29 protein-coding genes and 1 pseudogene are annotated in these 25,621 nt (G+C 72.9%); 15 read left to right on the forward strand and 15 right to left on the reverse strand.

The genetic code is table 11. The features are described 5' to 3' along the window. The gene (locus tag ACFY3N_RS11125) at window positions 1-195 is read right to left on the reverse strand and encodes a hypothetical protein (protein WP_390816337.1); all 195 of its coding nucleotides are present in this window, start codon (window positions 193-195) and stop codon (window positions 1-3) included. A 168-nt stretch (window positions 196-363) separates the two neighbouring features. On the opposite strand from ACFY3N_RS11125, the gene ACFY3N_RS11130 reads away from it, so the two are divergent. The 6 genes and pseudogenes from ACFY3N_RS11130 to ACFY3N_RS11155 all read left to right on the forward strand — a co-directional run bounded on the left by ACFY3N_RS11130 (window position 364) and on the right by ACFY3N_RS11155 (window position 4,458). Further along, window positions 364-615, forward strand: coding sequence for a hypothetical protein (locus ACFY3N_RS11130; protein WP_390816338.1), 252 nt, complete (start codon window positions 364-366; stop codon window positions 613-615). After that, on the forward strand, window positions 612-980 hold the full coding sequence (locus ACFY3N_RS11135) for a helix-turn-helix domain-containing protein (RefSeq protein ID WP_390816339.1): 369 nt from the start codon (window positions 612-614) through the stop codon (window positions 978-980). Before ACFY3N_RS11130 ends, ACFY3N_RS11135 begins: the two co-directional genes overlap by 4 nt. A gap of 133 nt (window positions 981-1,113) precedes the next feature. After that, window positions 1,114-1,611 (forward strand): annotated as a pseudogene (gene uraD, locus ACFY3N_RS11140) (2-oxo-4-hydroxy-4-carboxy-5-ureidoimidazoline decarboxylase); the annotation flags it as partial. A 107-nt stretch (window positions 1,612-1,718) separates the two neighbouring features. Beyond that, window positions 1,719-2,123 carry a hydroxyisourate hydrolase gene (gene uraH, locus ACFY3N_RS11145; protein ID WP_390816340.1) on the forward strand — a complete coding sequence of 135 codons (405 nt, stop codon included), beginning with the start codon at window positions 1,719-1,721 and terminating at the stop codon, window positions 2,121-2,123. 6 nt (window positions 2,124-2,129) lie between these two features. Beyond that, on the forward strand, window positions 2,130-3,041 hold the full coding sequence (pucL, locus tag ACFY3N_RS11150) for a factor-independent urate hydroxylase (protein ID WP_390816341.1): 912 nt from the start codon (window positions 2,130-2,132) through the stop codon (window positions 3,039-3,041). A 37-nt stretch (window positions 3,042-3,078) separates the two neighbouring features. Continuing rightward, complete coding sequence (locus ACFY3N_RS11155) at window positions 3,079-4,458, forward strand: 8-oxoguanine deaminase (protein WP_390816342.1); 1,380 nt, start codon at window positions 3,079-3,081, stop codon at window positions 4,456-4,458. Window positions 4,459-4,619: 161 nt separating this feature from the next. Here ACFY3N_RS11155 and ACFY3N_RS11160 read toward each other — a convergent pair whose 3' ends face one another. From ACFY3N_RS11160 to ACFY3N_RS11180, 5 genes are all read right to left on the reverse strand, one after another. Further along, on the reverse strand, window positions 4,620-5,279 hold the full coding sequence (locus tag ACFY3N_RS11160) for a peptidoglycan recognition family protein (protein WP_390816343.1): 660 nt from the start codon (window positions 5,277-5,279) through the stop codon (window positions 4,620-4,622). 103 nt (window positions 5,280-5,382) lie between these two features. Further along, window positions 5,383-6,255, reverse strand: a complete 873-nt coding sequence (locus tag ACFY3N_RS11165; RefSeq protein ID WP_390816344.1) for a lysozyme — start codon at window positions 6,253-6,255, stop codon at window positions 5,383-5,385. A 288-nt stretch (window positions 6,256-6,543) separates the two neighbouring features. After that, the gene (locus tag ACFY3N_RS11170; RefSeq protein ID WP_390816345.1) at window positions 6,544-7,179 is read right to left on the reverse strand and encodes a hypothetical protein; all 636 of its coding nucleotides are present in this window, start codon (window positions 7,177-7,179) and stop codon (window positions 6,544-6,546) included. Beyond that, complete coding sequence (locus ACFY3N_RS11175) at window positions 7,176-7,385, reverse strand: DUF397 domain-containing protein (protein WP_390816346.1); 210 nt, start codon at window positions 7,383-7,385, stop codon at window positions 7,176-7,178. Before ACFY3N_RS11175 ends, ACFY3N_RS11170 begins: the two co-directional genes overlap by 4 nt. Next, window positions 7,382-8,212 (reverse strand): helix-turn-helix transcriptional regulator, encoded by an 831-nt coding sequence (locus tag ACFY3N_RS11180; protein WP_390816347.1) that lies wholly within the window; start codon window positions 8,210-8,212, stop codon window positions 7,382-7,384. Before ACFY3N_RS11180 ends, ACFY3N_RS11175 begins: the two co-directional genes overlap by 4 nt. Before the next feature lie 372 nt (window positions 8,213-8,584). Here ACFY3N_RS11180 and ACFY3N_RS11185 point away from each other — a divergent pair, with 372 nt between their 5' ends. From ACFY3N_RS11185 to ACFY3N_RS11195, 3 genes are all read left to right on the forward strand, one after another. Beyond that, window positions 8,585-8,938 carry an SMI1/KNR4 family protein gene (locus tag ACFY3N_RS11185; RefSeq protein WP_390816348.1) on the forward strand — a complete coding sequence of 118 codons (354 nt, stop codon included), beginning with the start codon at window positions 8,585-8,587 and terminating at the stop codon, window positions 8,936-8,938. Window positions 8,939-9,062: 124 nt separating this feature from the next. Continuing rightward, window positions 9,063-9,524 carry a pyridoxamine 5'-phosphate oxidase family protein gene (locus ACFY3N_RS11190; RefSeq protein WP_390816349.1) on the forward strand — a complete coding sequence of 154 codons (462 nt, stop codon included), beginning with the start codon at window positions 9,063-9,065 and terminating at the stop codon, window positions 9,522-9,524. Between the two features lie 46 nt (window positions 9,525-9,570). Beyond that, window positions 9,571-9,861 carry a hypothetical protein gene (locus ACFY3N_RS11195; RefSeq protein WP_390816350.1) on the forward strand — a complete coding sequence of 97 codons (291 nt, stop codon included), beginning with the start codon at window positions 9,571-9,573 and terminating at the stop codon, window positions 9,859-9,861. Here ACFY3N_RS11195 and ACFY3N_RS11200 read toward each other — a convergent pair. Then, window positions 9,848-10,732, reverse strand: coding sequence for a helix-turn-helix transcriptional regulator (locus ACFY3N_RS11200; RefSeq protein ID WP_390816351.1), 885 nt, complete (start codon window positions 10,730-10,732; stop codon window positions 9,848-9,850). The genes ACFY3N_RS11195 and ACFY3N_RS11200 overlap by 14 nt on opposite strands. Window positions 10,733-10,861: 129 nt before the next feature. Here ACFY3N_RS11200 and ACFY3N_RS11205 point away from each other — a divergent pair, with 129 nt between their 5' ends. Continuing rightward, window positions 10,862-11,767: an oxidoreductase gene (locus tag ACFY3N_RS11205; RefSeq protein ID WP_390816352.1), complete on the forward strand. Its 906-nt coding sequence runs from the start codon at window positions 10,862-10,864 to the stop codon at window positions 11,765-11,767. A gap of 71 nt (window positions 11,768-11,838) precedes the next feature. Here ACFY3N_RS11205 and ACFY3N_RS11210 read toward each other — a convergent pair whose 3' ends face one another. Together ACFY3N_RS11210 and ACFY3N_RS11215 are read right to left on the reverse strand one after the other, a co-directional pair. Beyond that, the gene (locus ACFY3N_RS11210; RefSeq protein WP_390816353.1) at window positions 11,839-12,330 is read right to left on the reverse strand and encodes an SRPBCC family protein; all 492 of its coding nucleotides are present in this window, start codon (window positions 12,328-12,330) and stop codon (window positions 11,839-11,841) included. Between the two features lie 22 nt (window positions 12,331-12,352). Further along, the gene (locus ACFY3N_RS11215) at window positions 12,353-13,246 is read right to left on the reverse strand and encodes an MBL fold metallo-hydrolase (protein WP_390816468.1); all 894 of its coding nucleotides are present in this window, start codon (window positions 13,244-13,246) and stop codon (window positions 12,353-12,355) included. Window positions 13,247-13,526: 280 nt separating this feature from the next. Here ACFY3N_RS11215 and ACFY3N_RS11220 point away from each other — a divergent pair, with 280 nt between their 5' ends. After that, window positions 13,527-14,405, forward strand: a complete 879-nt coding sequence (locus tag ACFY3N_RS11220) for a helix-turn-helix domain-containing protein (protein WP_390816354.1) — start codon at window positions 13,527-13,529, stop codon at window positions 14,403-14,405. Here the strand turns inward: ACFY3N_RS11220 and ACFY3N_RS11225 are convergent. Beyond that, window positions 14,395-14,721, reverse strand: a complete 327-nt coding sequence (locus tag ACFY3N_RS11225) for a hypothetical protein (RefSeq protein WP_390816355.1) — start codon at window positions 14,719-14,721, stop codon at window positions 14,395-14,397. The genes ACFY3N_RS11220 and ACFY3N_RS11225 overlap by 11 nt on opposite strands. Before the next feature lie 42 nt (window positions 14,722-14,763). After that, window positions 14,764-15,972, reverse strand: a complete 1,209-nt coding sequence (locus ACFY3N_RS11230) for a pyridoxal phosphate-dependent aminotransferase (RefSeq protein WP_390816356.1) — start codon at window positions 15,970-15,972, stop codon at window positions 14,764-14,766. A gap of 81 nt (window positions 15,973-16,053) precedes the next feature. Here ACFY3N_RS11230 and ACFY3N_RS11235 point away from each other — a divergent pair, with 81 nt between their 5' ends. Next, on the forward strand, window positions 16,054-16,680 hold the full coding sequence (locus ACFY3N_RS11235) for a winged helix-turn-helix transcriptional regulator (RefSeq protein WP_390816357.1): 627 nt from the start codon (window positions 16,054-16,056) through the stop codon (window positions 16,678-16,680). Window positions 16,681-16,726: 46 nt separating this feature from the next. Here the strand turns inward: ACFY3N_RS11235 and ACFY3N_RS11240 are convergent, their stop codons facing one another. Genes ACFY3N_RS11240 through ACFY3N_RS11250 form a run of 3 tightly spaced genes read right to left on the reverse strand, consistent with a single transcriptional unit; the run spans window position 16,727 to window position 20,352 of the window. Then, on the reverse strand, window positions 16,727-17,527 hold the full coding sequence (locus tag ACFY3N_RS11240; RefSeq protein WP_390816358.1) for a hypothetical protein: 801 nt from the start codon (window positions 17,525-17,527) through the stop codon (window positions 16,727-16,729). Next, entirely contained in the window at window positions 17,527-18,801 is a 1,275-nt protein-coding gene (locus ACFY3N_RS11245; RefSeq protein WP_390816359.1) for a VWA domain-containing protein, read from the reverse strand. The genes ACFY3N_RS11240 and ACFY3N_RS11245 overlap by 1 nt, the downstream gene beginning before the upstream one ends. Before the next feature lie 45 nt (window positions 18,802-18,846). Further along, window positions 18,847-20,352, reverse strand: a complete 1,506-nt coding sequence (locus ACFY3N_RS11250) for an IucA/IucC family protein (RefSeq protein ID WP_390816360.1) — start codon at window positions 20,350-20,352, stop codon at window positions 18,847-18,849. A 103-nt stretch (window positions 20,353-20,455) separates the two neighbouring features. Between ACFY3N_RS11250 and ACFY3N_RS11255 the strand changes: the two genes are divergently transcribed. Beyond that, window positions 20,456-21,949, forward strand: coding sequence for an IucA/IucC family protein (locus ACFY3N_RS11255; protein ID WP_390816361.1), 1,494 nt, complete (start codon window positions 20,456-20,458; stop codon window positions 21,947-21,949). A 1-nt stretch (window position 21,950) separates the two neighbouring features. Here ACFY3N_RS11255 and ACFY3N_RS11260 read toward each other — a convergent pair whose 3' ends face one another. Beyond that, window positions 21,951-24,059, reverse strand: coding sequence for an MMPL family transporter (locus ACFY3N_RS11260; protein ID WP_390816362.1), 2,109 nt, complete (start codon window positions 24,057-24,059; stop codon window positions 21,951-21,953). 75 nt (window positions 24,060-24,134) lie between these two features. Between ACFY3N_RS11260 and ACFY3N_RS11265 the strand changes: the two genes are divergently transcribed. Together ACFY3N_RS11265 and ACFY3N_RS11270 are read left to right on the forward strand one after the other, a co-directional pair. Continuing rightward, entirely contained in the window at window positions 24,135-24,650 is a 516-nt protein-coding gene (locus ACFY3N_RS11265) for a MarR family transcriptional regulator (RefSeq protein ID WP_390816363.1), read from the forward strand. 27 nt (window positions 24,651-24,677) lie between these two features. Continuing rightward, the gene (locus ACFY3N_RS11270) at window positions 24,678-25,601 is read left to right on the forward strand and encodes a HipA family kinase (protein WP_390816364.1); all 924 of its coding nucleotides are present in this window, start codon (window positions 24,678-24,680) and stop codon (window positions 25,599-25,601) included. Window positions 25,602-25,621: the final 20 nt, after the last annotated feature.

Raw genomic sequence — 25,621 nt, forward strand, 5'->3', positions numbered from 1 at the left:
TCAGTCCTTCTCGCCGATCACCAGGGCAACTCCGGGATCCTCTTCCAAACGGCGGAGGATCCGCTCGGCCGTCCGTACCACGGACGGATGGTCCGTGCCCCGCAGACCGAGTTCCCGGCAGGCCACGGCCACGGCCTCCGCGCTCAGCTCCAGCCGGCCGGTGACGCCGTCGACGGCGTGACGGGCGGCGAGCACCCGGGTGACGGTCTCCGGGGCGGCGGGGTCGGGGCTCCCCGCCTCACGACGGGTCCGCGCATCCTCGATGCCCGCCCGGGAGGAGTCCGTTAAGGTCGTCCAGGAGCGACTCTCCGGGCCGGGGGCCGGGAGAACGAGCAGATCAGAGCCGGTCTCATGGGGGGCGCAGTGCGTTTGAGAGTGGAGTTCACGACCGAGCCCTTCGACCTCGACGAGGCGCCCGCGCACGCGGTGGTGGCGCGGGAGGTCGTCGAGACGGCCGAGCTGGACGCGGTGGACGTCGGCCCCTTCGGCAACACCGCCGAGGGCGGCGCCGACGCGGTGCTCGGCGCCGTGGACACGATGCTGCGCAGGGCGCTGACCGCGGGCGCCACCCGGATCTCCCTCCAGGTCAACGTCGTCGAGGAGGCGGACCGGTGACCGGCACCGGCGTCGAGGCCTTCGTCGCGGCGGTGAAGCCGCTGGTCGACGCCATGGGCGGCGAGATGGTCCCGCCGGACCAGGCGGGAGCCGACGACGTGGTGCTCTCCTGGGAGGGCGCCGGCGTCGTCGCCGTGCGGCTGCCGCAGCTCGCGGACTCCCTCGACCACATCCTCGCGGCACTGGAGCGCAGGAAGGGCAGGCCGCTCGCGGACCTGGACCGCAAGGCCAAGCAGGAGATCGTGCGCGGTCTGGAGGCGCGCGGCGCCTTCGCCGTGCGGCACGGCGTGGAGACCGTGGCGAGCGCGCTGGGGGTCAGCCGCTTCACCGTCTACAACTACCTCAACCGCGAGAAGGGCACCTGAATCCGCCGGCCGACGGATGCGCCCTCCGGTTACGCGGATTTTTCAACAAACTGTTGACGTGGTTGTCCGTGACGGCGTTCACTGTCGGCACGCCCGCTCGACACGAAGGCCGCTCGCGGCCACGGAGGCTTCCGTGACGTCGACTTCCACCCCCAGGGGCCTGGCCCGCTTCAACACCCTGACGGAGCACGCCGCCCTCGCCGCACTCCACGAGGCCTGCGCCTCCACGGCCTGGGCCCGGCGTCTGCTCGCCGCCCGCCCGTACAGCACCGCCGACGACCTGTACGCCGCCAGTGACGCCGCCACGGCCGGGCTGACCACGGCCGACCTGGAAGAGGCGATGGCCGGGCACCCGCCGATCGGTCGGCCGGAGCCGGGGGACCCGGCCTCCGCCCGGGAACAGAGCGGCATGGCCGGCGCCCCGGAGGGGCTGAGGGCCGAGATGCTGGAACTGAACCTGGCCTACCAGGAGAGGTTCGGCCATGTCTTCCTCATCTGCGCCACCGGCCGGACCGGCGAGCAGATGCGCGACGCCGTCCGGGAACGCCTCGGCAACACGCCGGAGCGGGAACGCGGGATCGTCCGCACCGAACTGGGGAGGATCAACCGCATCAGGCTGGCCCGTCTCGTCGCGGCCGAAGCCGAGGGCGAGGGCGAAGCGGACGCCGACGCCGAAGCCGACGCCGAGGGCGAAGCCAAGGTCGAAGCCAGAGCCGAAGCCGGAGAGGACTGACGCACATGAGCACCGACACCACCGCCTCCGTGTCCACGCACATCCTGGACACCAGCGCCGGCCGCCCCGCCGCGGGCGTCGCCGTCCGCCTCGCCGCCCGCTCGGGCCGGGACGCGGACTGGCGGGCGCTCGGCGGCTCCGCGACCGACGCGGACGGGCGGTGCGAGGACCTGCCGGCCCCGCCGGAGGGAACCACCCACGTACGGCTCGACTTCGCGGTCGAGGCGTACTTCGCACCATCAGCGAGGAACCAGGCCGAGGCACAGCAGGACGCCCCCGCGCACCGGGACGGCGGAACCGGGGTGTTCTTCCCGGAGGTGGCGGTCACGTTCGCCGTCGTACCGGGCGAGCACTACCACGTACCGCTGCTGCTCAACCCGTTCGGCTACTCCGTTTACCGAGGGAGCTAGCGAGCAATGCCGACCATCTTGGGCCAGAACCAGTACGGCAAGGCGGAGAACCGAGTCGTCAGGATCACGCGGGACGGCACCACCCACCGCATCAAGGACCTGAACGTCTCCGTCGCCCTGTCCGGCGACATGGACGAGGTCCACTACTCCGGCTCCAACGCCCACGTCCTGCCGACCGACACCACCAAGAACACCGTCTTCGCCTTCGCCAAGAAGCACGGTGTCGAGTCCGCCGAACAGTTCGGCATCCACCTCGCCCGCCACTTCGTCACCTCCCAGGAGCCCATCCACCGGGCGCGCATACGCGTCGAGGAGTACGCCTGGGAGCGCATCGCCACCTCCGACGCGCACGAGGGCGAGCACTCCTTCGTCCGCAGGGGGCAGGAGACCCGGCTCGCCCAGATCACGTACGACGGGGAGAAGTGGGAGGTCGTCTCCGGCCTGAAGGACCTGACGGTGCTGAACTCCACCGCCTCCGAGTTCCGGGGCTACGTCAAGGACGCGTACACGACGCTCGAGGAGACCCGCGACCGCGTCCTCGCCACCTCGGTCTCCGGCCGCTGGCGGTTCAACTGGACCGACGACGAGCAGGAGATGCCCGACTGGGAGAGGTCCTACGAGGAGACCAGGAAGCACCTGCTCCGGGCCTTCGCCGAGACCTACTCCCTCTCCCTGCAGCAGACGCTGTACCGGATGGGCGCGCGGATCATCGACCACCGCGGCGAGATCGACGAGGTCCGCTTCTCCCTCCCCAACAGCCACCACTTCCTGGTGGACCTGGAGCCGTTCGGCCTGGAGAACGACACCGCCGAAGGGGCCGTGTACGTCGCGGCCGACCGCCCCTACGGCCTGATCGAGGCCACCGTCCTGCGCGACGGCTGCGAGGCGCGGATACCGGCGGACCTCACCAACCTCTGAGAACACGGCACTTCGGCGCACCCGAAAAGGACGAACCATGGCAGCGGACCGGCGCACCGTCATCGAGAACTGCGCGATCGCCACCGTCGACGCGGAGGACACCGAGTACGCGTCGGGGTACGTCGTCCTCGCCGGCAACCGCATCGAGTCGCTCGGCGCGGGCAGGGCCCCCGAGGGCCTCGGGAACGTCGCCCGCCGGATCGACGCCACCGGGCACCTGGTGACCCCCGGCCTGGTCAACACCCACCACCACTTCTACCAGTGGATCACCCGGGGCCTGGCCACCGACCACAACCTCTTCGACTGGCTCGTCGCCCTCTACCCGACCTGGGCGCGCATCGACGAGCCGATGGTGCGCGCGGCGGCCCGGGGTTCGCTCGCGATGATGGCCCGCGGCGGCGTCACCACCGCCATGGACCACCACTACGTCTTCCCGCGGGGCACCGGCGACCTGTCCGGCGCCGTCATCGGCGCCGCCCGTGACCTGGGCGTCCGCTTCACCCTCGCCCGCGGCTCCATGGACCGCGGCGAGAAGGACGGCGGACTGCCCCCGGACTTCGCCGTCGAGACCCTCGACGGCGCGCTCGCCGCCACCGAGGAGACGGTGCGCCGTCACCACGACGCCTCCTTCGACGCCATGACCCAGGTCGCCGTCGCCCCCTGCTCGCCCTTCTCCGTCTCCACCGAACTCATGCGGGAAGGCGCGGAGCTGGCCCGGCGGCTCGGCGTACGCCTGCACACCCACGGCTCGGAGACCGTGGAGGAGGAGAAGTTCTGCCACGAGCTGTTCGGCATGGGCCCGACCGACTACTTCGAGTCCACCGGCTGGCTGGGGGAGGACGTCTGGATGGCGCACTGCGTCCACATGAACGACTCCGACATCGCCGCCTTCGCCCGTACGGGGACGGGAGTCGCCCACTGCCCCTCCTCCAACGCGCGCCTCGCGGCGGGCATCGCCCGCGTCCCCGACCTGCTCGCCGCCGGCGTCCCGGTCGGCCTCGGGGTCGACGGCACGGCGTCCAACGAGTCCGGTGAACTCCACACCGAACTGCGCAACGCCCTGCTCGTCAACCGCCTCGGCCCCCACCGCGAGGCCGCCCTGAACACCCGGCAGGCGCTGCGCCTCGGCACGTACGGCGGAGCGCAGGTGCTCGGCCGGGCGGGCGAGATCGGCTCCCTGGAGCCGGGCAAGCTCGCCGACCTGGTGCTGTGGCGGATGGACACCCTCGCGCACGCCTCCATCGCCGACCCGGTGACCGCGCTGGTCCTCGGCGCGGCGGCCCCGGTCACCGCCTCCTTCGTCGACGGCCGGCAGATCGTGGAGAACGGCCGGCTGCTCACCGCCGACGAGGACGCGATCGCCCGCTCGACCCGTGAGGAGGCCCGACGGCTGGCACGGATCGCCGCGCAGGGCTGAACACCCCGAAGCCCCCGGCCGGTGACCGTGGATCCCGGACAGGGGGTGCGCGGCGGCCGTCCCGGGGACGCGTACGTCCCGGAGACGGCCCCGAGCACGAGAGGGGCCCCGGCCCGCTCATCGCCGGTGCCCCGGGCGCGAACTCCTCGGCCCGCTGCCGGTCAGGACGTCCGGGCCGCCGCCACCTCCTCCCGCAGCCGGGGCAGCATCTCGTGGTACACGCCGGGGCAGAGCGTCCCGCCGTAGTCCTTGTGGCCGTGGAGCTGCGCGGAGGGGATGCCGTACCGCGCGCACACGTACGCGCACAGCGTCACCAGGACGTCCCACTGGGGGTCCGGCGGCACCGCGCCCGCGTGGTAGGCGCCCTCGCACGCGATGCCGACGGCCTGCTCGTTCTGTCCTGAGGTGTGGGAGCCGAGCACGAAGTCCCGGCCTCCGGTGAGCGCCTGGAGGCTGCCGTGCCGGCCCTCGGTGATCCAGCCGCCCCGGCTGACCAGGAAGTGGTAGCCGGTGTCGATCCAGTTGTTCTTGTCCAGGTGCAGGTCCTGCACCCAGTGGGCGTGGGCGTGCGCCTGGGCGCGGGAGAAGTCGGAGCTGTTGGCGCTCACCGTGTGGTGGACGACGATCCTGCCCGGCCGGTACCGCAGGAGGCTGATGGTCCCCTGCGGGGAACGGGCGCCCCAGGCCGCGGTGGAGTCGATGTCCGGCTCCATGACGTCGGTGTCGCGCGCGTGTGCGGTGCCCGGCAGGGCGGTGGCGGCGGCCAGAGAGGCCGCGCCGGAGAGCAGGAGACGGCGCCGGAGGGCGCTGTGAGGATGCACGTCACTCCTCGTGGGGGAGGGGAGGGGTGGGGGAGCGGTGGGGCGGCGACGGACGGCCGCCGGCCCCCACCGTGTGCTCGCGTATGCGCCGGGACCTACGCCGTCACGTGTTGTTGGCGAGCGCCAGCAGCCGGTCGCGGGAACCGTTGAACTGGTTGCGGTCCACATCGCCGGAGACGCCGGAGACCGAACCGGTGCTGGTGTACTGCCACACCGTCCAGGTGGGGAAACCGATGGGGATGGTCGGCGACGACGCCGAGGTCCAGTGCGCCACCCACAGCGGGCTCTTGGCGGACATGCCGGTCCAGTTGCCGGTGCAGGTGTTCCACCAGCTCGCCGTGGTGTAGATGACGACGTCACGGCTCGTGCGCGACGTGTAGGCGGTGTGGAAGTCGTTGATCCAGCTGCGCATCTGCGTGGTGGACAGGCCGTAGCACATCGCCCCGTACGGGTTGTGCTCGATGTCCAGGACGCCCGGCAGGGTGAGGTTGTCGCGCGACCAGCCGCCGCCGTTGGTGGCGAAGTAGTTCGCCTGGGTGGCGCCGTCGGAGGCGTTGGGGAGGGCGAAGTGGTACGCGCCGCGGATCACGCCCGCGTGGTACGCGGCCGGGTAGTTGGTGTTGAAGCTCGGGTCCTTGTAGGTGGTCCCCTCGGTCGCCTTCATCCAGGCGAACTGGACGCCGGCACCGCGCACCGAGGTCCAGTCGACGGCGCCCTGCCAGTGCGAGACGTCGATGCCCTGGACGCCGTCGGTGGGGGCCAGGGCGCCCCGCGACGGGGCCCCGGCCGGGTCGCCCTCGTGGACGCGGGTGCCGACACCCATGTACGCCTCGCCGGGCTCCACGTGGACGCGGTCCCGGTCGGGCCCCGGCGCGGCGGACGCGCCGCCCGTGGCGGTGGCCGTCAGCGCGAGTGCGGCGCCGAGGACGCCGCACGCCGTGACGATCCGTCTGCGGGGGTGGGGGAGAGAGAACATGGGGCTGCCTCCTGACACATGTGGGGATGAGCGAAGGAGGTGACGTCGGCCGCTGCCACCTGGGCGGATCCGTACAGGTTGACGTGCGCGCGTCATTAGTTACGCACGTAGATTCCAGGCGTGTAAAGAGCCTTCGCTCCTCTCTGGTGGTCTGGTCCACTGTAGGAGCGGATGGCCTGGAAACTCGGGAACCGGGCGGCGGAAACTTTCAGCGCGTGAAAGCCGATCCGGGCTCCGGTCCGGTCCGTCGCCCGACCCGCCGATCCCGGTGTGCCCCCGGTGTGCCCCTCACACCCGGCGCGGGGAGGCCAGCAGATAGCGGGCCCGCGTCCTCGGCTCCGTGTACTCCCCGACCTGCCAGCCGGCCCCCTCCAGGGTGGCCGCGCAGGCCCGCAGTGCCGCGCCGTCCGGCTCGTGCACGGCGACCGCCTCGGGCTGCGGGGTCTCCCGCACCCGGTAACCGCCGCCCCCGGCGTCCGCGCCGGCCGGGCGGTGTCCGGCGGCCTCCAGGGCGAGCGCGGCGGCCTGCACCAGGTGCGAACGCTCCCAGCCGCACGGCCGGTCCGTGGCGCCGTCGGTGTTGGTCATCCGGCGCAGCTCCAGCATGCCCTGCCAGGCGCCGCGCACCTCCCGGAGCCGGGCGGGGCCCGACTCCGGCGCGAGGTGCTCGCCGCCGACCCGCGCGGCGAACACCCCGGTCGGGGCCGGCCCGTCCGTCTCCACCGGGGTGGGTTCCGGCTCCGCCTCCCGTATCCGGTGTCCCGCCGGAGTCAGGAAGTGGTCGTGAGGCGGCCTCGGATGCCGGAACGCGAGCCCGCGCTTCACCAGTGCGGCGAGCTGCGCCGGCGTACCCTTCAGCCGCCCGGTGCCGGGATCGGCGGCGTCGATGAGCCGGCGCTGCGCGGCGGTGAGCGGTCGGGTCATCGGCGTCCGGAGGCGTACGGGAGGAAGGCGGCCCACTGCCGGGGGGCGAAGGTCAGGCGGGGGCCCTGTATGTGCTTCGAGTCGCGGACGTGGATGGTCTCGGGGGCGAAGGCGACCTCGACGCAGGCGGGTCCGTCGTCGGTGCTGTAGCTGCTCTTGAACCACGCCAGCGCGTCACCGTCACTGGCCGGGGGCTTCACACTCATGTCTCTCCAAGGACTTTCTCGACGAAGGCCGGCGACTCACGTGGCGGGAGGGCCTGGGCCCGGATGACTCCGTACCGCAGCTCCAAGATCTGGATCTCCTTCCTCTCCGGGATCAGTCGGCTGGTCCGCTGGACCTCGTTGTGTGCCACCGTGGCGCCCTCCTTGAGCCGCAGCAGGTGGAAGGGGCCGCCGAGACCGGCGTTGTCCTCACGATCCAGAGGAAGGACCTGGATCTCCACGTTCCGCTTCTGTCCGATCTCCAACAGTCGTTCGAGTTGTCGGCGCAGCACCATTCTGCCCCCGACCCGCCTCCGCAGTGCAGCCTCATCATGCACGAAACTGAAGGACAGGTCCGTCTGCATACCCCCGATGACCTCCTGACGTGCCAGCCGCGCAGTGACAAGCCGGTCCACCTCCTCCTCGGAGAACGCCGGACGCCGCGACCCGAACACTGCCCGCAGGTATTCCTCGGTCGGCAGGAGCCCGTTGATGACGGAGTTGTCATAGGCACAGATCTCCACGGCCTCCGCCTCCAACTTGGCCAAGTCCCGTACCTTCTTCGGGAACCGGGCCTTCTCCACCTCCTTCTTCAGCCCCGCGATCAGGCCGCCCGCTTCGAGCACCCGGTCCGCCGCCTCCAGGAACTCCTCCGCCGGAGCCCGGCGTCCGCGCTCGACGGACGACACCTGCTCCTCGCCGTACCTGATGGCCGTGGCGAGACCGGCCTGGGTCATGCCCTCTCGCTCCCGGCACATCTTGATGACCCGTCCGACGGTTCGCAGAACGGCCGCCGACTCCTCGTCCGCGCCGTAAGGTTCCACGCTCATGCCCTCACACCTCCTTGTGCCACCCGTGCCCAACTCGCCGCCCGTGCGGGGCGTCACGCGTCGCGACCCGGACAGACCCGGACAGCATCCGCACGGTGACTCCGCGTATCGGCATCGCCACTGCGCAGAGTGGGGTCGACCGGCCACGCTGAGTGGCATGAACGTCGACATCGCCCCGACCACCGCCCACCGAGCTCCGGCACACTGGCGCCCGTCGCACCCGACATGGAGTCCGGCTGCGGCCTCCTCCTCGTCGAGGCGCTGGCCTCCCACTGGGGCACCACCGCCGGAGACCCGTACACCAAGACGGTGTGGTGCGAAGTCCCGCTGGGGTGACGACTGCTGAGGAGCCGGTCGAAGGGGCAGCGGGCAATGGGTGCGGTGGAGAGCTGGTCCCGCGTGATGCGTCTGCTCCGGGAGCACGCCCCGGCCGACCACGCGGGCCTGCCCGGGCCCGCCACGGAGGACACGCTCGCGTCCGCAGAGGAGCGGATGGGTCTCTCCTTCCCCCAGGACTTGCGGGCGTGGCTGCTGCAGAACAACCTGGATCCTCCCGAGGAAGACGTGGACGACGACGTGCGGTGCTGCGGCTTCGCCGGGTTCCCGGACGAGGGGAGCTTCTTCCTGGGCATCCGTGCGATGGAGAGGCTGTATGCGAACCGCGTGACGTCGCCGCCGACCGTCCCACGTGCCACCACCTCAAGATCAGTCACGCCGGCACGGTAGCGCCCTCCACTGACGACGCAGTCGGGGCCGAACCCGAGCCGGGAGCTGAGGAGTTCCCTCGGTCTCCGGGAGTAGGTCCTGCGCCTCAGGCGTGGTGCGGTGCCGCTGGCTAGGGTCGATCCTCATGGGAACCACGGAGACTGTTCGTCGCGGTACGGCGGAGCGGGTGCGCGACGTTCTCGAGCGGCTCGGTACCGAGCGGGACGTGTGGCTGTCGACGGCTCACCCCGATCATGGGCCGCACCAGGTGCCGTTGTGGTTCCTGTGGGACGGGCGTGCGATGTGGATGTGCACCGGCGCCACGTCCGTGACGGCGCGGAACGTCCGCACGGAGCCGCGCGTACGTCTGGCGCTGCCGGACTCCTTCGACGTGGTGCTCCTCCAGGGCGAGGCGGAGTGCTTCCCTGACCGGGAGGTTCCCGACGGCGCGGCGGAGGCGTTCGCCGACAAGTTCGGATGGGATCCGCGCACGGAAAGGGATCCCTATCTGTACGTACGTATGGTCCCGAGGACCGTGCGTGCATGGCGCGGTGTGCCGGAACTGCGCGGAAGGGTCGTCATGCGGGACGGGACGTGGCTGGAATGACCCCTCGTCTCGACGGCCTGCACGGCGTGCCCCACTCATAGGGGCCATGCCGTTCGCCGCGGGCTGGAAGCCCACCGCCGTGCTCGTGGTCCTGGGCCTGCCGGCCACCGCCACCATCGCCCCGCTGCAGGGTCTGATCCCGCGCCGTGCCGGCTCCGCCCCGGCCTCGGCCGTCACGGCCGACGTCGGTGCCCTCGACCTCGGCGCCGCCGCCGGAGCCGCCCTCGTCGTGGGCCGCCGCAACGACGTGCCTGCCTGGAACGGGGCCGGTGACCGGCGGCGACCCGTACACCAGGACGGTGTGGTGCGAGGTCCCCCTGGGCTCAGTCCGAGGTGACCGGCGGCGTGGCCTTCGCGGTGGAGCGGGTCGCGCGCAACGACGCGAGGAGGTGCAGCCGGTCCGCGTCGGCGCTGCCCGGCTCGGCGGTGAAGACCAGCATGACCGGACCGGGTCGGCCGGGCAGCGGATAGGTGTCCCAGTCCAGGACGACGTCACCGACCTCGGGGACCCGGAAGGTCTTGGTGCCGCTGACCGAGACCCGTACGTCGTGCCGGGCCCACAGCCGCCGGAACTCGGCGCTGCGGATGCTCAGCTCGCCGATGATCGCGGTGGCGCGCGGATGGGCGGGGTCGGTGGCGACAGCGGCGCGCATCATGCCGATGTACTCCAGGGCCTGCCGCTCCCAGTCCGGACAGCTCCGCTCGCCGGTCCGGGTGTCGTCGAACAGCAGGAGGAGCATGTTGAGCCGCTCGGGCGGGTAGCCGTCCGGGCTGCCGAGCAGCACCTGTGCCATCGGGTTCCAGGCGAGCAGGTCGAGGTGGCGGCCGAGCACCACCGCCGGGGTGTCCATGACCCGCAGCAGCCGCCGGGTGCTGTCCGGGACCCGCTCCGGACCGCGGTCCGGCCGGGCGGGCACCGGCCGGCGGGCGGCACGGGCCAGGCCGAACAGGTGCCTGCGTTCCGCTTCGTCGAGGCCGAGCGCGCCGGCCAGCGCGTCCAGGACGTCGTCGGACGGGCGTACTTCCCGGCCCTGCTCCATCCGCTGGTAGTAATCGGTGCTCAGCCCGGCCAGCAGGGCCAGCTCCTCGCGCCGCAGCCCGGTGACCTTGCGCCGGCCGCCCGGCTCCAGACCGACGTCCCGCGGACGCAGCCGGTCGCGCCGGGCGCGCAGGAAATCACCGAGCTCACGGGCGTACGGATGGGTCATGCCGCAAGTGTGCCTTCCCGGTGAGCACCCGAGGTAGGTCCCGCAGACCTAGGGAAACGAGAACGACCGAACCGGCCCGTACCGTTCCTAGCGTCGTAGGTCCACCCACCGACACCCCAGGAGCAGCAGATGGCCGGATGGACCGCCGACCGCATCCCCGACCAGCAGGGCAGGACCGCCGTCGTGACCGGCGCGAACTCGGGCCTCGGCCTGATCACGGCCACGGAGCTGGCCCGCCGGGGCGCCCACGTCGTGCTCGCGGTCCGCGACACCGCCGCCGGTGCGGAGGCCGCCCGCCGGATCGGCGGTGACGCGGAGGTGCGCGAGCTGGACCTGGCCTCGCTCGGCTCGGTCCGCGCGTTCGCCGCGAAGCTGGCCGCCGACCATCCGGCGGTCGACCTGCTGGTCAACAACGCCGGCCTGGTGCTGCTCGGCCCGCGCCGCACCACCGCCGACGGCTTCGAGCTGCACCTCGGCACCAACATGCTGGGGCACTTCGCGCTGACCGGCCTGCTGCTCGACAGGCTGGAGGCGGCGCGGGAACCCCGGGTGGTGGGTCTCAGCTCGATCACCCACAAGAACGCGCACCTCGACTTCGACGACCTGATGTCGGAGCGTGACTACCGGGCCGCTCCCGCCTACGGCCGGTCCAAGCTCGCCACCACGGTCTTCGGCGTCGAACTGGACCGGCGCCTGCGCGCCGCGGGATCACCGGTCATCAGCACACTGGCCCACCCCGGTCTCACCCGCACCAACCTGACCCCGCGCGCCTGGGAGCACCGTGGCCGGCTCGGACAGGTGATCGCGCGGGCCGGCCTGCTGGTCACGCAGCCGGTGGAGCGGGGCGCGCTGCCGCAACTGCGCGCCGCCACCGACCCCGGTGTGCGGGGCGGTCAGTTCTTCGGGCCGTCCGGGCTGGGGGAGACACGCGGTCGGGTCACCGAGGCCCGGCTCAGCCGGGAGGCGGCCGATCCGGCCGTGGGCAGGCGACTCTGGGCGGTGGCCGAGGAACTGACGGGCGTCCGCTACCTGTGAGCCGTCGCCGCCCCGGAGGGAGCCGCGGCCGGTCGGTGTGGTGCGGGCGCGTCCCGGGACGGGACGCCGGGTCATCGGGCCGTGACGTTGCAGGCCACCCAGTCGGCGAGCGACGTCAGCGTGGCCTCGACGCCGTCGACGGTGGCGTCGCGCAACCGGTCGAGGTCCTCGTAGGTGCTGCCCAGGACGGGGTCGGCGACGAGCAGTCGCCATGTCTGCGCCACCAGGGTTCCCGAACCGTGCGCGGTGAACGTCCAGCGCCATTCGACGACGGGCACGGAGGCGGAGCCGAGCACGGTGAAGGCGAACACGGCGCCGGGTTCGGCCACGGTGACCTGGGAACGGCTCTCCCACTGTCTGACCGACCCCTGGTTGCGGCCGCGGAACCAGGCGCCCGCACGGGGCCCGGCGCCGTCCTCGTACTCGGCGTGCAGGGCGTCGGGGCTCCACCTGCTGATGTTCGACACCGTGCTGACCAGGTCGTAGACCTGAGCCGGGCGGGCCGCCACCCGGATGTGCCGGGTGAATCCGTAGGAGGAGACGTCGAGAGGCGTGCTGGACATGGGGGTTCCTTCGATCCGGTGGTCAGGTGCGGGAAAAGGGCGCCCAGCCGGAGATCTCGAACCCGGCGCCCCTGCGCCTGATCTCGAAGGCCCCGTGGCCGGGCAGATGGGCGGGCAGCACGAGGGCGTTGTGGTCGGCGGCGTAGGCGTACATCCGCGCCCGGCTGGCGCGGGCGGCGTCCTCGTCCTCCTCGAAGCAGCTGTTGAGGTGGGGCTCGTGGACCTGGATCGCGCCGTGCATCAGGTCGCCGGCGAAGACCGCGCGGTCGCCTCCGGACTCGAGGTGGACGACCGAGGAACCCGGAGTGTGCCCGGGGGCCGGTTCGAGCCGCAGGTTGGCGTCGATGACGTAGGAGTCGTCCCAGGTCCTGACGAGCCCGGCGTCGATCACCGGGTCGATGCTGTCCTCGTAGACGTTCTGGTTCCCCCGGCCGAACACGGTGTTGTGCAGGTTCTCCGGATGCCAGTACTCGACGTCGGGCCGCGGCATGAGGTAGGTCGCGTTGGGGAAGGTGGGGACCCAGTCGCGTCCGTGGAGCCGGGTGTTCCAGCCGACGTGGTCGTCGTGCAGATGGGTGTTGACGACGAGGTCGACGTCCTCGGGATCGATGCCGGCCGCGGCGAGGTTCTCCAGGTAGTTCGTGTTCAGGTACGACCAGATCGGCTGCAGCGGACGGTACTTGCCGTTGCCCGCGCCGGTGTCGATCAGGATGACCCTGCCTTCGCTGCGCAGCGCCCAGGACTGGGTGGCGACGCGCGTCAGGTCGGTGCGGGCGTCCCAGTGATCCGGGTCCAGCAGTGCGGCGTGGCGCTGCCATTCCTCCGGCTTGCTGCCGGGGAAGAACACGTCGGTCGTCATCGGTGAGATGTCCGAGAACTCGATGACGCGGGTGATCTCGACGTCCCCCAGCCTCATCGTGGTGACCTGGGACGCCGTGGAGACGGTCGCCTCCGTGGGCGAGAGCGGCGCGGGTGGGGTGGCGGGCATGTGTCTCCCTCGTTCGGGTGTGGCGCGCAGGGTCGGTTCGCGATGCGTCCGGCGGCGTCGTGGACGGCGGGTGGGACGGATGCGGAGGGCTCGTTCCGTGATCCGTGTGATCGACTCTGAGGGCCCCGGGCCCGGGTGACCAGACCCGCTCCTGCCTACCCCTGACAGGTGCAGGCGACGGACACGGCCGCCGCGCATACTTGCCGCCATGGACCGCAGATCACCGCTCGGTGAGTTCCTGATGGCGCGGCGGGCACAACTGGGCCCGGACGACGTCGGCCTGCCCCGGTACGGGGACCGGCGCCGGGTGCCCGGGCTGCGCCGGGAGGAACTCGCGATGCTCGCGGGGGTCAGCGCCGGCTACTACACCCGGCTCGAACAGGGCCAGTCGCTCAACGCCTCGGCCGAGGTCCTCGACGCGATCGCGACCGCCCTGCGACTGACCCCGGCCGAGCGGGAACACCTGCACGTCCTGTCGACGACGGCGAGTCACCGGAGCGGACCGGTGACGCCTCCCGAGGAGCACGCCTCCGCCGATCTGCGGACGCTGCTGGCCGCCATGGGTGACGTGCCCGCGCTCGTCGTGGGCCGCCGCAACGACGTGCTGGCCTGGAACGGAGCCGGGCACGCCCTGCTCGCCGGTCACCTGGCCTCCGCCTCGCCCGATGACCCGGAGACCCGGCCCAACCTGTCCCGGCTGGTCTTCCTGGACGCGCACACCCGCGCCCTCTACCGCGACTGGCCCGCCAAGGCCCGCGCGGTGGTGGGCAACCTGCGCATCCTGACGGCCCGCAATCGCGACGACGCGCGCCTCGCCGCGCTGGTCGGCGAACTGGCGATCCACAGCCCCGAGTTCGCCTCGCTGTGGGCCGAACACACCGTCGAGCCCTGCGGCCGCGACGTCTACGACCTGGCCCATCCGGTCGTCGGGGACCTGACCGTCACACAACAGACGTTCCACGTCCCGCAGGAACCGCACCAGTCCCTCGTCACCTTCACCACGGAGCCCGCGTCCGCCTCCTCCGCGGCGCTGACGGTGCTGCAACAGGCTCGTGGCATCGGCAAGGGTACGGGACCTAACCCATGAACTCGGGCCGTTCGTAGGGCGTCCACCAGCTCAGCAACCCCCAGACCCCGAGCGCGAGCGCGCCCGCCGCGACCGCGGCCGCGAGCCACGGGCGGCGCAGCGCGCGCAGGGTGAGCAGCCAGGCGGCGAGCGGGACGAGCGCGCCGCCGAGGGCGATGAGGGGGAGGTCGACGTAGAGGACGCTCAGGTCCCGGTGCATGCCCTCGAAGCCGCCGTGGACGCTGACCCGCGCTTTCGGCGCCCAGGCGAGCACCGCCGCGACGGCTCCCACGGCCGCCAGGAGGATGCCCGCACAGCCCAGTCTCTCTTCCCGCATACCCTGATCCGACGTGATCGTCCCGGCGGTGGTTCCCGGGCCCTACTGCCGGTATCCGCTCAGGAACCGCCCGATCCTGCCGATCGCCGTCTCCAGGACGTCCGCGTGGGGGAGGGTGAGGATGCGGAAGTGGTCGGGGGACGGCCAGTTGAAGCCCGTGCCCTGGACCACCTGGATCTTCTCCCGGAGCAGCAGGTCCAGGACGAAGCGCTCGTCGTCGTGGATCCTGTGCACCTTGGGGTCCAGCCGCGCGAACGCGTACAGCGCGCCCTTCGGCTTCACGCAGCTCACGCCGGGGATCTCGTTCAGCTTCTGCCAGGCGACGTCCCGCTGTTCGCGCAGCCGTCCGCCGGGCGCGGTGAGCTCGTGGATGGACTGCCGGCCGCCGAGCGCGGCCTGGATGGCGTACTGGGCGGGCGCGTTGGCGCACAGCCGCATGGAGGCCAGCATGGTCAGGCCCTCCAGGTAGTCCTTCGCGTGCTGCCTGGGGCCGGTGACCACCAGCCAGCCGGAGCGGAAGCCCGCCACACGGTAGGTTTTGGACAGGCCGCAGAAGGTGAGGACGACCAGGTCGGGGGCGAGCGCGGCGGCCGAGTGGTGCACGGCGTCGTCGTAGAGGATCTGGTCGTAGATCTCGTCGGCGAGCACCATCAGGCCGTGGCGGCGGGCCAGGTCGAGGATGCCCTCGACCACTTCCTTCGGGTAGACCGCGCCCGTGGGGTTGTTGGGGTTGATGACGACCACGGCCTTGGTGCGGTCGGTGATCTTCGCCGCCATGTCGTCCAGGTCCGGGTACCAGTCGGCCTGTTCGTCGCACAGGTAGTGGACCGCCTTGCCGCCCGCGAGGGTCGTCACCGCCGTCCACAGGGGGAAGTCCGGCGCCGGGACGAGGACCTCGTCGCCGTCCTCCAGCAGGGCCTGCACGGCCATCGACACCAGCTCGGAGACGCCGTTGCCGAGGAAGACGTCGTCCACGTCGACCTCCAGGCCCAGGGTCTGGTAGCGCTGGGCCACCGCGCGGCGGGCGGAGAGGACGCCGCGGGAGTCGGTGTAGCCGTGCGCCCGGGGGAGCATCCGGATCATGTCCTGGAGGATCTCCTCCGGCGCCTCGAAACCGAACAGGGCCGGGTTGCCGGTGTTCAGGCGCAGCACGCTGTGCCCCGCCTCCTCCAGCGCGTTGGCGTGCTCGATCACCGGACCGCGGATCTCGTAACAGACCTCGCTGAGCTTGCTCGACTGCCGGAACTCCATGCGCCCCTCCGGATTCTGGTGTTGCTTGGTTTTACCAAGCAGGAGCTTGGAAAGTCCAACGACATGTCTAGACTGCGTCGCATGTCACCACGCCGAAGCTACGACCAGTACTGTTCCGCAGCCCGCGCGCTCGACGTCGTCGGCGACCGCTGGACCCTGCTGATCGTCCGGGAACTCCTCGCCGGACCGCGCCGCTACACCGACCTGCACGCGGACCTGCCCGGCGTCAGCACGGACGTACTGGCCTCACGGCTGAAGGACATGGAGCGCGACGGCCTCGCCACCCGGCGGCGGCTGCCCCCGCCCGGAGCGGCGTACGTGTACGAACTCACCTCCCGTGGAAGCGCGTTGCTACCCGTGCTCCAGTCCCTCGGTGCCTGGGGCGAGGCCGAACTGGGCGAGCGGCGGCCCACGGACGCGGTACGGGCCCACTGGTTCGCGCTGCCCCTGCTGCGGGCCCTGGAGGGGGAGGGCCTGGTCGAAGTCCGCCTGGAGGAGGGCAGTTTCCACCTGCACGTCGGCGCCGGGGACGGTCCCGTGTACGGCGACGGCCCCGCGCCCGGGGAGCCCGACGCCCTGCTCTCCCTGGACACCGCCACCTGCACGGCGATCAGCCGCGGCGAACTGACCCTGGCCGACGCGGTCCGCGCGGGACGGGTCGGGGTGGCGGGCGACGGCACGCTCGCCAAGGCCCTGCGGGAGACGTGAGACGAAAGGCGGAAGGCCCGCACGGGGCGGGCCTTCCGGGAGGACGTCACGCGGTCGGTGGCACCCCGGGCGGGCGCCCGGAGCCCCGCGTCAGGCGGTAGCCGACGACACCCGCCAGGGCGGCCAGCGCGCCGCCCACCGCGGTCCACACCCAGCGGTCGGACCACCAGCCGGAGGTCCAGCCGTCCTCGGGCTCCAGGTCGGCCAGTACGGCCGGGCCGTCGCCCTCCTCCTCCGACTCGGCGCGCGTCGCGATGCCCGGCACCAGCGGCTCGGACAGCGCGCCGTCCACCGCCGCCGCGCCGCCCATGTCCTTGGAGCCGACCCGCAGTTCGGCCTCCACCGGCTGGCCCAGGTCGGCCGTGGACAGCCGCAGCGCCGTGAGGCGGACGTAGTACGTGCCCGGCAGCGGGTCGTTCGCCCACGGCTCCGACCAGGCGCGGACCGTGCGCAGCACGCACTCCAGTTCCACGGAGGGCGTGTCCGTCCCGGCGGTGCGGGTCTGCGCGCCGTACTGGCAGGCCTGACGGCGGCGCAGACCGTCGTACACGTCGATCTGCCAGGTCTCGGCCGCGTGGCTCTCCGGCAGCTCCACCGTCGCGCGGACGGTGGGACGCTGCCCGGCGTCCGCCGGGAACGACCAGTACAGGTAGTCGCCCGTGGAGGCGCGCGCGGTGGCCGTCCGCCCCTGTTCGACCTCCGTCGCCGTACGGAACGAGGTGCCCGCGCGGGTGGGTGCCCCGCCGTCGTCGGACGCGCCGGGGGAGGGGGAGGAGTCGGCCGCGGCGGGGGCGGCGGCCAGTCCGAGGGCCAGTAGGGCGGCACTCAGTACACGTACGGCGCGCATCAGTTGGTCCTCCAGACGGCGACCCGCCAGCGTGACAGCCAGCCCCAGACGAGACCGGCGAGGAAGCCGGTGAGGATCAGTGCGCCGAGCAGCCACCAGCCCCGGCCGAGACCGAAGGAGGCCACGTCGTCCGCGTCGCTCGGGCCGTCCACGACGTCGACCGTCAGCTCCAGCGGAAGGCCGGGCGTGGTCTTCACCCCGGAGTCCGCCGAGAAGGAGTTGGTCACCACCAGGCACACGGTCTCGGCCGCGGGCTTGTCGCCGTCGTCGTCGTCCCGTTCGGGCTTGGGGTAGCGCAGCCCGGTGGAGAGCACGTCGGTGCGGCCGTTGCCGGTCGCCTCGCCGCGCACGATCTCCCGGTCGTGCACCGTGACGGCCCGCAGCAGCACACCGTGGTCCGGGCGCACGGCGCGGTCCGCCGCCACGCTCACCGAGGTGCGCAGCTCCTGGCCTGCGAGCAGTTCCACGCGGTACCAGCGCTGCCGGCCGAACTCCTCGCGGTCGGTGTAGAGACCGGACGTCAGTACCGGAGCCTCGGCGCACGAGTCGGCGCCCCGGGTGGCCACCGGCGTCACCACGGGCTCGGCCGCGCGGTCCACCAGCTCGTTCACCCGGTCGGTGAGCTCGTCCTGGTGCTCGACCGAGGTGTACGTCCCGCCGGTCGCCTCGGCGATGCAGCTGAGCTGCCGGCTCAGCTCGGCGTTCGGCACCAGGCCCAGCGTGTCGATGGTCAGGCCGATGCCCCTGGCCGCGATCTCCCGGGCCACCTCGCACGGGTCGAGCGGGGCGCAGGTGTCCTCGCCGTCGCTGATCAGCACGATCCGCTTGGAGCCGTCGCCGCCCTCGAGATCGTCGGCCGCCTTCAGCAGGGCGGGGCCGATCGGCGTCCAGCCCGTCGGGACGAGCGTGGCCACCGCCGTCTTGGCCTCGGTGCGGTCCAGCGGGCCGACCGGGTAGAGCTGCGCGGTGTCCTTGCAGCCCTGCTTGCGGTCGTCACCGGGGTAGTTCGCGCCCAGGGTGCGGATGCCGAGCTCGACCTCCTCCGGCGTCGCGTCCAGCACCTCGTTGAACGCCTGCTTCGCCGCCGCCATCCGGGACTGCCCGTCGATGTCCTTGGCCCGCATCGAGCCGCTCACATCGAGGACGAGGTTCACCTTCGGCGCGTCCTGACCCGTGGGTTCACCGGCGGCCGCCCCGGCCGGGAAGGCGAACCCGGCCGTCAGTGCGGCGAGCAGGGCACAGGCGCCTGCCACCGGCCGTTTTCTTCTGATCATCGGCGGATCCTATTGATCGGACGCGCCGTGCTCCAAAACGAGGCGTCACCCGGGCCCGTACCGCAGCGGATTGGGCAGCTCCGCCCATTGGTCCCCCGCCGTCCGCGGCGACAGCCGCATCAGCGTCAGCGCCTTCGCCGGCAGCGGCCCGTCGAGCAGGGCGGTCAGGTCCGGGGTGCGCGGCAGATGCGGTACGGCGCTCTCCAGGGCCGCCCGCAGCGCCGCTCCCGACCCCGCCGTGCCCGCCAGCGCGCCGGCCACCAGCGAACCGAACAGCTTGCGCCGCAGGGTGCGTTCGTCGTCCGTGACCATGCGCGCGGGCAGCTGCCCGGGGAGCGGGACGCCGTGCCGGGCCAGGCGGTCCGGGCCGATCCGCAGATCGGCCAGATCGCGGTAGACCAGCCGCACCGGATCCCCGTCCGGCGACAGCACCACCAGCAGGTTCTGGCCGTGCGCCTCCAGCGCCACCCCCAGCTCCAGCAGCCGCAGCCCGACCGTGAGCGCGAGCCGCGCGAACCGGCCCGACCAACCAGGGAGATGAGGCAGTTCGGTGGTCGCCAGCGCCGCCACCGGGACGACCCGCTCCCCGGCCCCGGCGTATTCCCCGGGCGACTCGCGCAGCACCGCCGCCAGGTCGGGGGAACCGGCCGCCACCGCGCCCAGCGTGCGGGTGATGTGCAGCAGCCCGTCCGTGCGCGCCGCCACCGCCTCCCCGAAGTCCGACAGCACCGCCGACGCGGCCACCGAGCCGAGCGAGATGTCCCGCACCGAGGACGTCAGCCGGGCGCTCAGCGCCGTCTTGACGTGCGGGCCCTCCGGCAGCGCGAGGGTGCGCAGCGCCATCAGCGGGTGCGCCGCGAGCCGCCGCCCGCCCGTCCGCTTCAGCACGTGCGCCGCCTGCCAGGGGTGCACCGGGACCACCACCCGCCCCGGCTCCCGCAGCCACTCGGGCCAGACCCCCGTCACCAGGCACCCGGCCTCCGGCACGGGCACCAGCCCCAGCTCCACGACCGGCCCGTGCTCGGGCCCGTAGGCGAGCTGCTCGGCCACCGAGAAACCCGGCCGGGAACGGCAGTTGGGATGGAACGGGTGCCCGTCGGCCACCCGCTGCTCCCACTCCCAGTCCCGGTCGGGCCACTGCGACGGGTGATCCCGTCCCGCCCGCGACAGCGCCAACGACGCGGCACTGAGCCCGAGTTCGGCGGCGAAGACCGCCGAGTGCGGTACGGCCAGCTCCGTCATCAGCCGTGCCGGATCGTCGTAGGCCACCTCGTCCAGCCGTACGGCGGTGACGTACGCGCCGGTCGCATACGGATCCGCGTGCGGGCCGCGCAGCCGCCGCCCGTCCGCCAGCCGCAGGGTGAGCCCCTCGCGGCCCGCTTCCCGGCGGGCGATCCACGGCAGCGGCTCGTGCGCGAGACCGCGCCACAGCCGGGTCAGCACGGCCGCGCGGGCGCCGGGCAGCTCGTCGGCGTACCGGGGCACGAGGCCGGGCCGCACCACGGCCAGCTCGTCGGCGACCTCGGCCTCGGCGGTGGGGGGACGGTGCACGGGCGGGCTCCTCGGTGACGCGCGGGACGGGACGCGGCGGCGGACGACGACAGACATACTGATCGTCTCCGTCCGGACAGACCGTAAGGGACCAGAGGAACGCGTGGAGCCCATCACCCCGCCCGCGGACGACGACGCGGCCCGCCGCGCCGACGCGTACGCGGCGGTGCCGCTGCTGAACTGCCTGCTGCGCGAAGTGGCGCAGCCCGTACCGGGACCGGGGGCGCACCCGACGTACCGCCTGCCCGGCACGGGCCGTCTGCTGCGGGTGCGCGGCACCCGGCGCCCCCGTGAACCCGAGGTCCACGCGGCCGGCGCCTGGCACCGCGTCGGCCACCCGGAGCTGGTGAAACTCGTCGCCGAGGAGCTGCGCCGGCGCACCGGCCTGTCCAACCACGAACTGCCCGCCGAGATGCTCGACAGCCGGGAGGCGGTGGCCGCGCTGCTCGCCGCCCGCGCCCGGGCCACGCCGCCCGACGACCCGTATCTCCGCTCCGAGCAGGCCCTCGTCACCGGCCACCCCCATCATCCCGCCCCCAAGGCACGGGGCGGCGGCCCGGCGGCGGCCTGGCTGCCGTACGCGCCCGAGGCGCACGCCCGCTTCCCGCTGGCGCTGCTGGGGCTGCGCGAGGACACGGTGGTGGAGGAGGGCGACACCGCGGCCCTCGACGGCCTGGGCACCGCACCGCCCGGTTACCGCCTGCTGCCCGCGCACCCCTGGCAGCTGGACCTCGCGGCCCGGGACCTCGCCCCCGCCTTCGCCGACGGCCGCCTGATCCGGCTGGGCACGACCGCCTTCCCGGTGTGGCCCACGGCGGCGGTCCGCACCGTGTACGCGCCCGAGCACGACCTGTTCCTGAAGTTCAGCCTGGACGTGCGCATCACCAACGACGTCCGCCGGCTGTGGCGCCACGACCTGCTGAGGCTCCGCGCGACCGACACGGCCGTACGCGACGCCTTCGCCGGGCTGGACGCGGCCTGGCAGAGCGACCGCGGGCACCGCACCGCGGACTTCGCCCACGAACAGCTGGCCGTGGTCGTACGCGACGGCCTGCGCGGCCACGTCCCGCCCGGCGCGACCCCGTACCTGGCCGCCGCCCTGGCGGAGGGCTTCGACGGCAACCCCCTGGCCGCCGCCCCGCGGCCGGCGGCCTGGTGGGAGGCCTACCTGTCGCGGGTGGTCCCCCCGGTCCTGGCGGCCTTCCACCGGCACGGCGTCGTCCTGGAGGCCCACCTGCAGAACACGCTCGTCGCCGTGGACCCCGGCGGCACGCCGGTACGGGCCCTGTACCGGGACGCGGAGGGCGTGAAACTCCTGTCCGCGGTCTCCCGGGAGGCGGGCTGGGAGCGCCTGGTCTACTGCCTGGTCGTCAACCACCTCATGGAGATCGCCGCCGCCCTCGCCGAGCACCACCCCGGCCTCGACCCCTGGCCCGCCCTGCGCGGCGAACTGTCCCGCCACGACCTCCCCGAGATCCCCTCCCTCCTCACCACCCCGGCCCTCCCGGCGAAGACCAACCTCCTCCTGCGCTGGACCGCGGCGGACGGCGCGGACGCCCGCTACCGCCCGCTGCCCAATCCCCTGGCCGGCGGGTGAGTCAGCCCCGCTCCGCCCGCGGCGCGCCTCCCGCGTCCTCGCGGGCCAGGGCCCCGGGCCACCACGCCCGGGGGCCGATGTCGATCACCAGCGCGGGCACCAGCAGCGAGCGGACCACCAGCGTGTCGAGCAGCACGCCGAACGCCACGATGAAGGCGATCTGCACCAGGAAGGCCAGGGGGATGACCATCAGCGCGGCGAACGTCGCGGCGAGCACCACACCGGCCGAGGTGATCACTCCGCCGGTCGTGGTCAGCCCGCGCAGCACGCCCCGCCGGGTGCCGTGCACGAGCGCCTCCTCCCGCACCCGGGACATCAGGAAGATGTTGTAGTCGACGCCGAGGGCCACCAGGAACACGAACCCGTACAGGGGGACCGACGCGTCGGTGCCGCTGAATCCGAGGAGGTGCTCGAAGACGAGGGTCGAGACGCCGAGGGTCGCCAGGAAGTTGAGCGCGACGGTCGCGACCAGCAGCACGGGCACGAGCAGGGAGCGCAGCAGCAGGACGAGGATCAGCAGGATGATGACGAGCACGACCGGGACGATCAGGGTGCGGTCGTGGGCGGCGGTCCGCTGGGTGTCGTACTGCTGGGCCGTGTAGCCGCCGACCAGCGCGTCGGCTCCGGAGACCGCGTGCACGCTCTCGCGCAGCCGCTCGACGGTCTCCTTCGCGGCGTCGCTGTCCGCCGCGTCCTCCAGGGTGGCGTCGATGCGGACGCGCCCGTCGACGACCAGCGGCTCACCGGCCCCCGGCCGCCCCGAGGCGGAGACGGCGCCGGCCGAGGCCACGCCCTCCGTCCTCCTCGCCGCGGCCGTCACCTCGGCGCCGCGGTCGACGTCGGCGATGATGACGGCCGGGTTCCCGGACCCGCCGGGGAAGTGCTCGCCGAGCGTCTCCTGGGCGGCGACCGAGGGCGCGTCGTTCACGAAGATCTCGTCGAGCGGCACCCCCTTGGCGGACAGGGAGGGGGCGAAGGCCGCGAAGACGGCGAGGACCAGCGCGGTCACCACCCACACCCGGCGCGGCCGGCGGTCCACGGTCGCGGCGACCCGGCGCCACACGCCGTGCCCCTCCACGGACGCGTCCGACGCCTTCGGCCGGGCGGGCCAGTACGCGCTCCGGCCCAGCAGGGCCAGCACGGCCGGCAGGAAGGTCAGCGTGGAGAGCACCGCGCACACGATGCCGATGGCGCCGACCGGCCCGAGGGCGCGGTTGTTCGTGAGGTCGCTGGCGAGCAGGGCCAGCAGACCGAGCGCCACGGTGGCGGCGCTCGCCGTGATGGCGCCGAAGGACCTGCGCACGGCCGCCGGCGCGGCCGCGTACCGGTCGCCGCGCTCGGCGAGCTCCTCACGGAAGCGGGCCGCGAGGAGCAGGGCGTAGTCGGTGGCCGCGCCGATCACGAGGATCGAGAGGATGCCCTGCACCTGGCCGTCGACCCGCACCACGTCCCGGTCCGCCAGCGCGTAGACGACGGCACAGGCGAGCCCCAGGGCGAAGACGGAGCCGAGGATGATCACGAACGGCAGCAGGACGCTCCGGTAGACCAGCAGCAGGATCAGCAGCACGGCGCCGAGCGCCACGCCCAGCAGCAGTCCGTCGATGCCCGCGAACGCGTCCGACAGATCGGCCTGGGACGCCGCCGGACCGGCGATCCGCGCCGTGGTTCCGGAGACGCCGTCCGCCGCCCGGCGCACCTCGTCCAGCACCTCGGGCAGCTTTTCGCCCAGGTCGGGCTCGAGCTGGACGACGGCCTGCATGGCCTGCCGGTCCTCGGACACCAGCGCCGGCGAGGGCCGGCCGACGACGCCGGCGGTCCCGGCGAGGGCGCCGACCGCGTCCGAGGCGGCGGCCCGCTGGGCCCCGGTGACCCGGTCGCCGTCCGCCGTCCAGACCACGACGGCCGGCATGGTCTCGGACTGGTCGAACGCCTCGCGGGCATCGAGGACCCGGGTGGACTCGGCGCTCTCCGGGAGGAAGGCGGCCTGGTCGTTGGTGGCCACCTCGCCCAGCTTGCCCGCGTACGGCCCGAGTGTCCCGCCCACGGCCAGCCAGACGATCAACAGGGCGAGGGGGACGAGCCACCGGGCCCGGTGCGGTGCGCTTCTCATGTGGATTCCCGTGAGCCGAAGGGGTAAGTCAATGATTAAGTATCTCAATCATCGAGTGATCCTATACTGGCATGCATGAGCGGCTCCGGTACCCCCTCGCCACTTCTTCCGGCGGACGACCCGACGGGGTTGCAGGCCTTCGCCGTCCAGTTGCGCCGGATGAACAGCGAGTTCAATCGCATCGCCCAGGAGTTCGCGCACGCGCAGGGCCTGCACCCCACCGACATGCAGGCCCTGATCGCGATCCTGGACGCCGACGCCGACGCCGACGCCGACGCGCCGGACGAGCCCATGACGCCCGGCCGCCTGCGCAAGCAGCTCAACCTCACGTCCGGAGCGGTGACCGCGTGCCTGGACCGGCTGGAGCGGGCGGGCCACATCCGGCGCGTCCGGGCGGCCGACGACCGCCGGGTGGTGCACCTGGAGTACGCGGAGCGGGCCAGGGGCCTGGCCAGGGAGTACTTCCGGCCGCTGGCGCACAGCACCGACACCGCGCGCGGCCGCTTCACCCCCGAGGAACTGACGGTGATCGTGCGGTTCCTCAGGGAGATGAACCGTGAACTCGTGCTCCTGCGGCAGCGGGCGACCTGACGCGGGGCCGCGGGTAGGGTTCGGCACATGCTGACCGAGGTCACCGCCACCCGTTACGTCACACCGCTGCGGCAGGGCGGCTCCGTGCCCGGTGTCTTCGAGGCCGACGACCTCGGCACGTACGTCGTCAAGTTCACCGGCTCCGCGCAGGGGCGCAAGGCGCTGGTCGCCGAGGTGATCGTGGGGGAGCTGGCCCGGGCCCTCGGGCTGCGCTTCCCGGAGCTGGTGCTGGTGCACTTCGATCCGGCGGTGGCGGACGACGAGCCGCACCAGGAGGTGCGGGAGCTGCACGCCTCGAGCGCCGGCGTCAATCTCGGCATGGACTACCTGCCGGGCGCGCGGGACCTCACCCCCGAGGTCGCCCGGGACTTCCCGGTCGATCCGCTGGAGGCCGGGCGGATCGTCTGGCTCGACGCCCTCACCGTGAACGTGGACCGCACCGTCCACAGTTCCAACCTGGTGGTGTGGCCGACGCTGGGCGTCGCGCCCCCGCGGCTGTGGCTCATCGACCACGGGGCCGCGCTCGTCTTCCACCACCGCTGGGAGGGCTCCGACCCCGGCAAGGCGTACGACTTCCGCCACCACGCCCTCGGCCGCTACGGCCCCGACGTCCCCGCGGCGGACGCCGAACTCGCGCCGAAGGTGACCGAGGAGCTGCTGCGGTCCGTCGCCGCGGAGGTCCCCGACGACTGGCTGGCCGACGACCCCGGCTTCGCCACGCCCGACGAGGTCCGCGAGGCGTACGTGACGTACCTGCACGCGCGCGTGCGGGCGTCCCGGGCGTGGCTGCCCACCGACTTCCCCGGCCCGGACGAGCTCGCCGAGGAGAACGCCCGGCGGGCGGCCAGGACGCGGCGGGGCCGCCCGGACTGGCTGAAGCGGGTTCCCGACCTGCACGGCAAACCGGCGGCGGCGCAGGACTGGTCGGTGCACCTGGGAGGAGACGGCTGAGCGGCCCCCGGTGGACTCCG

The sequence above is a fragment of the Streptomyces sp. NPDC000348 genome, assembly GCF_042898795.1.
GTDB lineage: Bacteria > Actinomycetota > Actinomycetes > Streptomycetales > Streptomycetaceae > Streptomyces.

Bases quoted from the DNA above. Each gene is read 5' to 3' on its own strand.
- ACFY3N_RS11205 (WP_390816352.1), top strand. From the start codon at position 10,862: ATGGCCGGATGGACCGCCGACCGCATCCCCGACCAGCAGGGCAGGACC.
- ACFY3N_RS11225 (WP_390816355.1), bottom strand. From the start codon at position 14,721: ATGCGGGAAGAGAGACTGGGCTGTGCGGGCATCCTCCTGGCGGCCGTG.
- ACFY3N_RS11210 (WP_390816353.1), bottom strand. From the start codon at position 12,330: ATGTCCAGCACGCCTCTCGACGTCTCCTCCTACGGATTCACCCGGCAC.
- ACFY3N_RS11175 (WP_390816346.1), bottom strand. From the start codon at position 7,385: ATGAGTGTGAAGCCCCCGGCCAGTGACGGTGACGCGCTGGCGTGGTTC.
- ACFY3N_RS11220 (WP_390816354.1), top strand. From the start codon at position 13,527: ATGGACCGCAGATCACCGCTCGGTGAGTTCCTGATGGCGCGGCGGGCA.
- ACFY3N_RS11165 (WP_390816344.1), bottom strand. From the start codon at position 6,255: ATGTTCTCTCTCCCCCACCCCCGCAGACGGATCGTCACGGCGTGCGGC.
- pucL (WP_390816341.1), top strand. From the start codon at position 2,130: ATGCCGACCATCTTGGGCCAGAACCAGTACGGCAAGGCGGAGAACCGA.
- ACFY3N_RS11180 (WP_390816347.1), bottom strand. From the start codon at position 8,212: ATGAGCGTGGAACCTTACGGCGCGGACGAGGAGTCGGCGGCCGTTCTG.
- ACFY3N_RS11155 (WP_390816342.1), top strand. From the start codon at position 3,079: ATGGCAGCGGACCGGCGCACCGTCATCGAGAACTGCGCGATCGCCACC.
- ACFY3N_RS11230 (WP_390816356.1), bottom strand. From the start codon at position 15,972: ATGGAGTTCCGGCAGTCGAGCAAGCTCAGCGAGGTCTGTTACGAGATC.
- ACFY3N_RS11195 (WP_390816350.1), top strand. From the start codon at position 9,571: ATGCCGTTCGCCGCGGGCTGGAAGCCCACCGCCGTGCTCGTGGTCCTG.
- ACFY3N_RS11170 (WP_390816345.1), bottom strand. From the start codon at position 7,179: ATGACCCGACCGCTCACCGCCGCGCAGCGCCGGCTCATCGACGCCGCC.
- ACFY3N_RS11190 (WP_390816349.1), top strand. From the start codon at position 9,063: ATGGGAACCACGGAGACTGTTCGTCGCGGTACGGCGGAGCGGGTGCGC.
- ACFY3N_RS11265 (WP_390816363.1), top strand. From the start codon at position 24,135: ATGAGCGGCTCCGGTACCCCCTCGCCACTTCTTCCGGCGGACGACCCG.
- uraH (WP_390816340.1), top strand. From the start codon at position 1,719: ATGAGCACCGACACCACCGCCTCCGTGTCCACGCACATCCTGGACACC.
- ACFY3N_RS11260 (WP_390816362.1), bottom strand. From the start codon at position 24,059: ATGAGAAGCGCACCGCACCGGGCCCGGTGGCTCGTCCCCCTCGCCCTG.
- ACFY3N_RS11215 (WP_390816468.1), bottom strand. From the start codon at position 13,246: ATGAGGCTGGGGGACGTCGAGATCACCCGCGTCATCGAGTTCTCGGAC.
- ACFY3N_RS11185 (WP_390816348.1), top strand. From the start codon at position 8,585: ATGGGTGCGGTGGAGAGCTGGTCCCGCGTGATGCGTCTGCTCCGGGAG.
- ACFY3N_RS11240 (WP_390816358.1), bottom strand. From the start codon at position 17,527: ATGCGCGCCGTACGTGTACTGAGTGCCGCCCTACTGGCCCTCGGACTG.
- ACFY3N_RS11200 (WP_390816351.1), bottom strand. From the start codon at position 10,732: ATGACCCATCCGTACGCCCGTGAGCTCGGTGATTTCCTGCGCGCCCGG.
- ACFY3N_RS11235 (WP_390816357.1), top strand. From the start codon at position 16,054: ATGTCACCACGCCGAAGCTACGACCAGTACTGTTCCGCAGCCCGCGCG.
- ACFY3N_RS11270 (WP_390816364.1), top strand. From the start codon at position 24,678: ATGCTGACCGAGGTCACCGCCACCCGTTACGTCACACCGCTGCGGCAG.
- ACFY3N_RS11245 (WP_390816359.1), bottom strand. From the start codon at position 18,801: ATGATCAGAAGAAAACGGCCGGTGGCAGGCGCCTGTGCCCTGCTCGCC.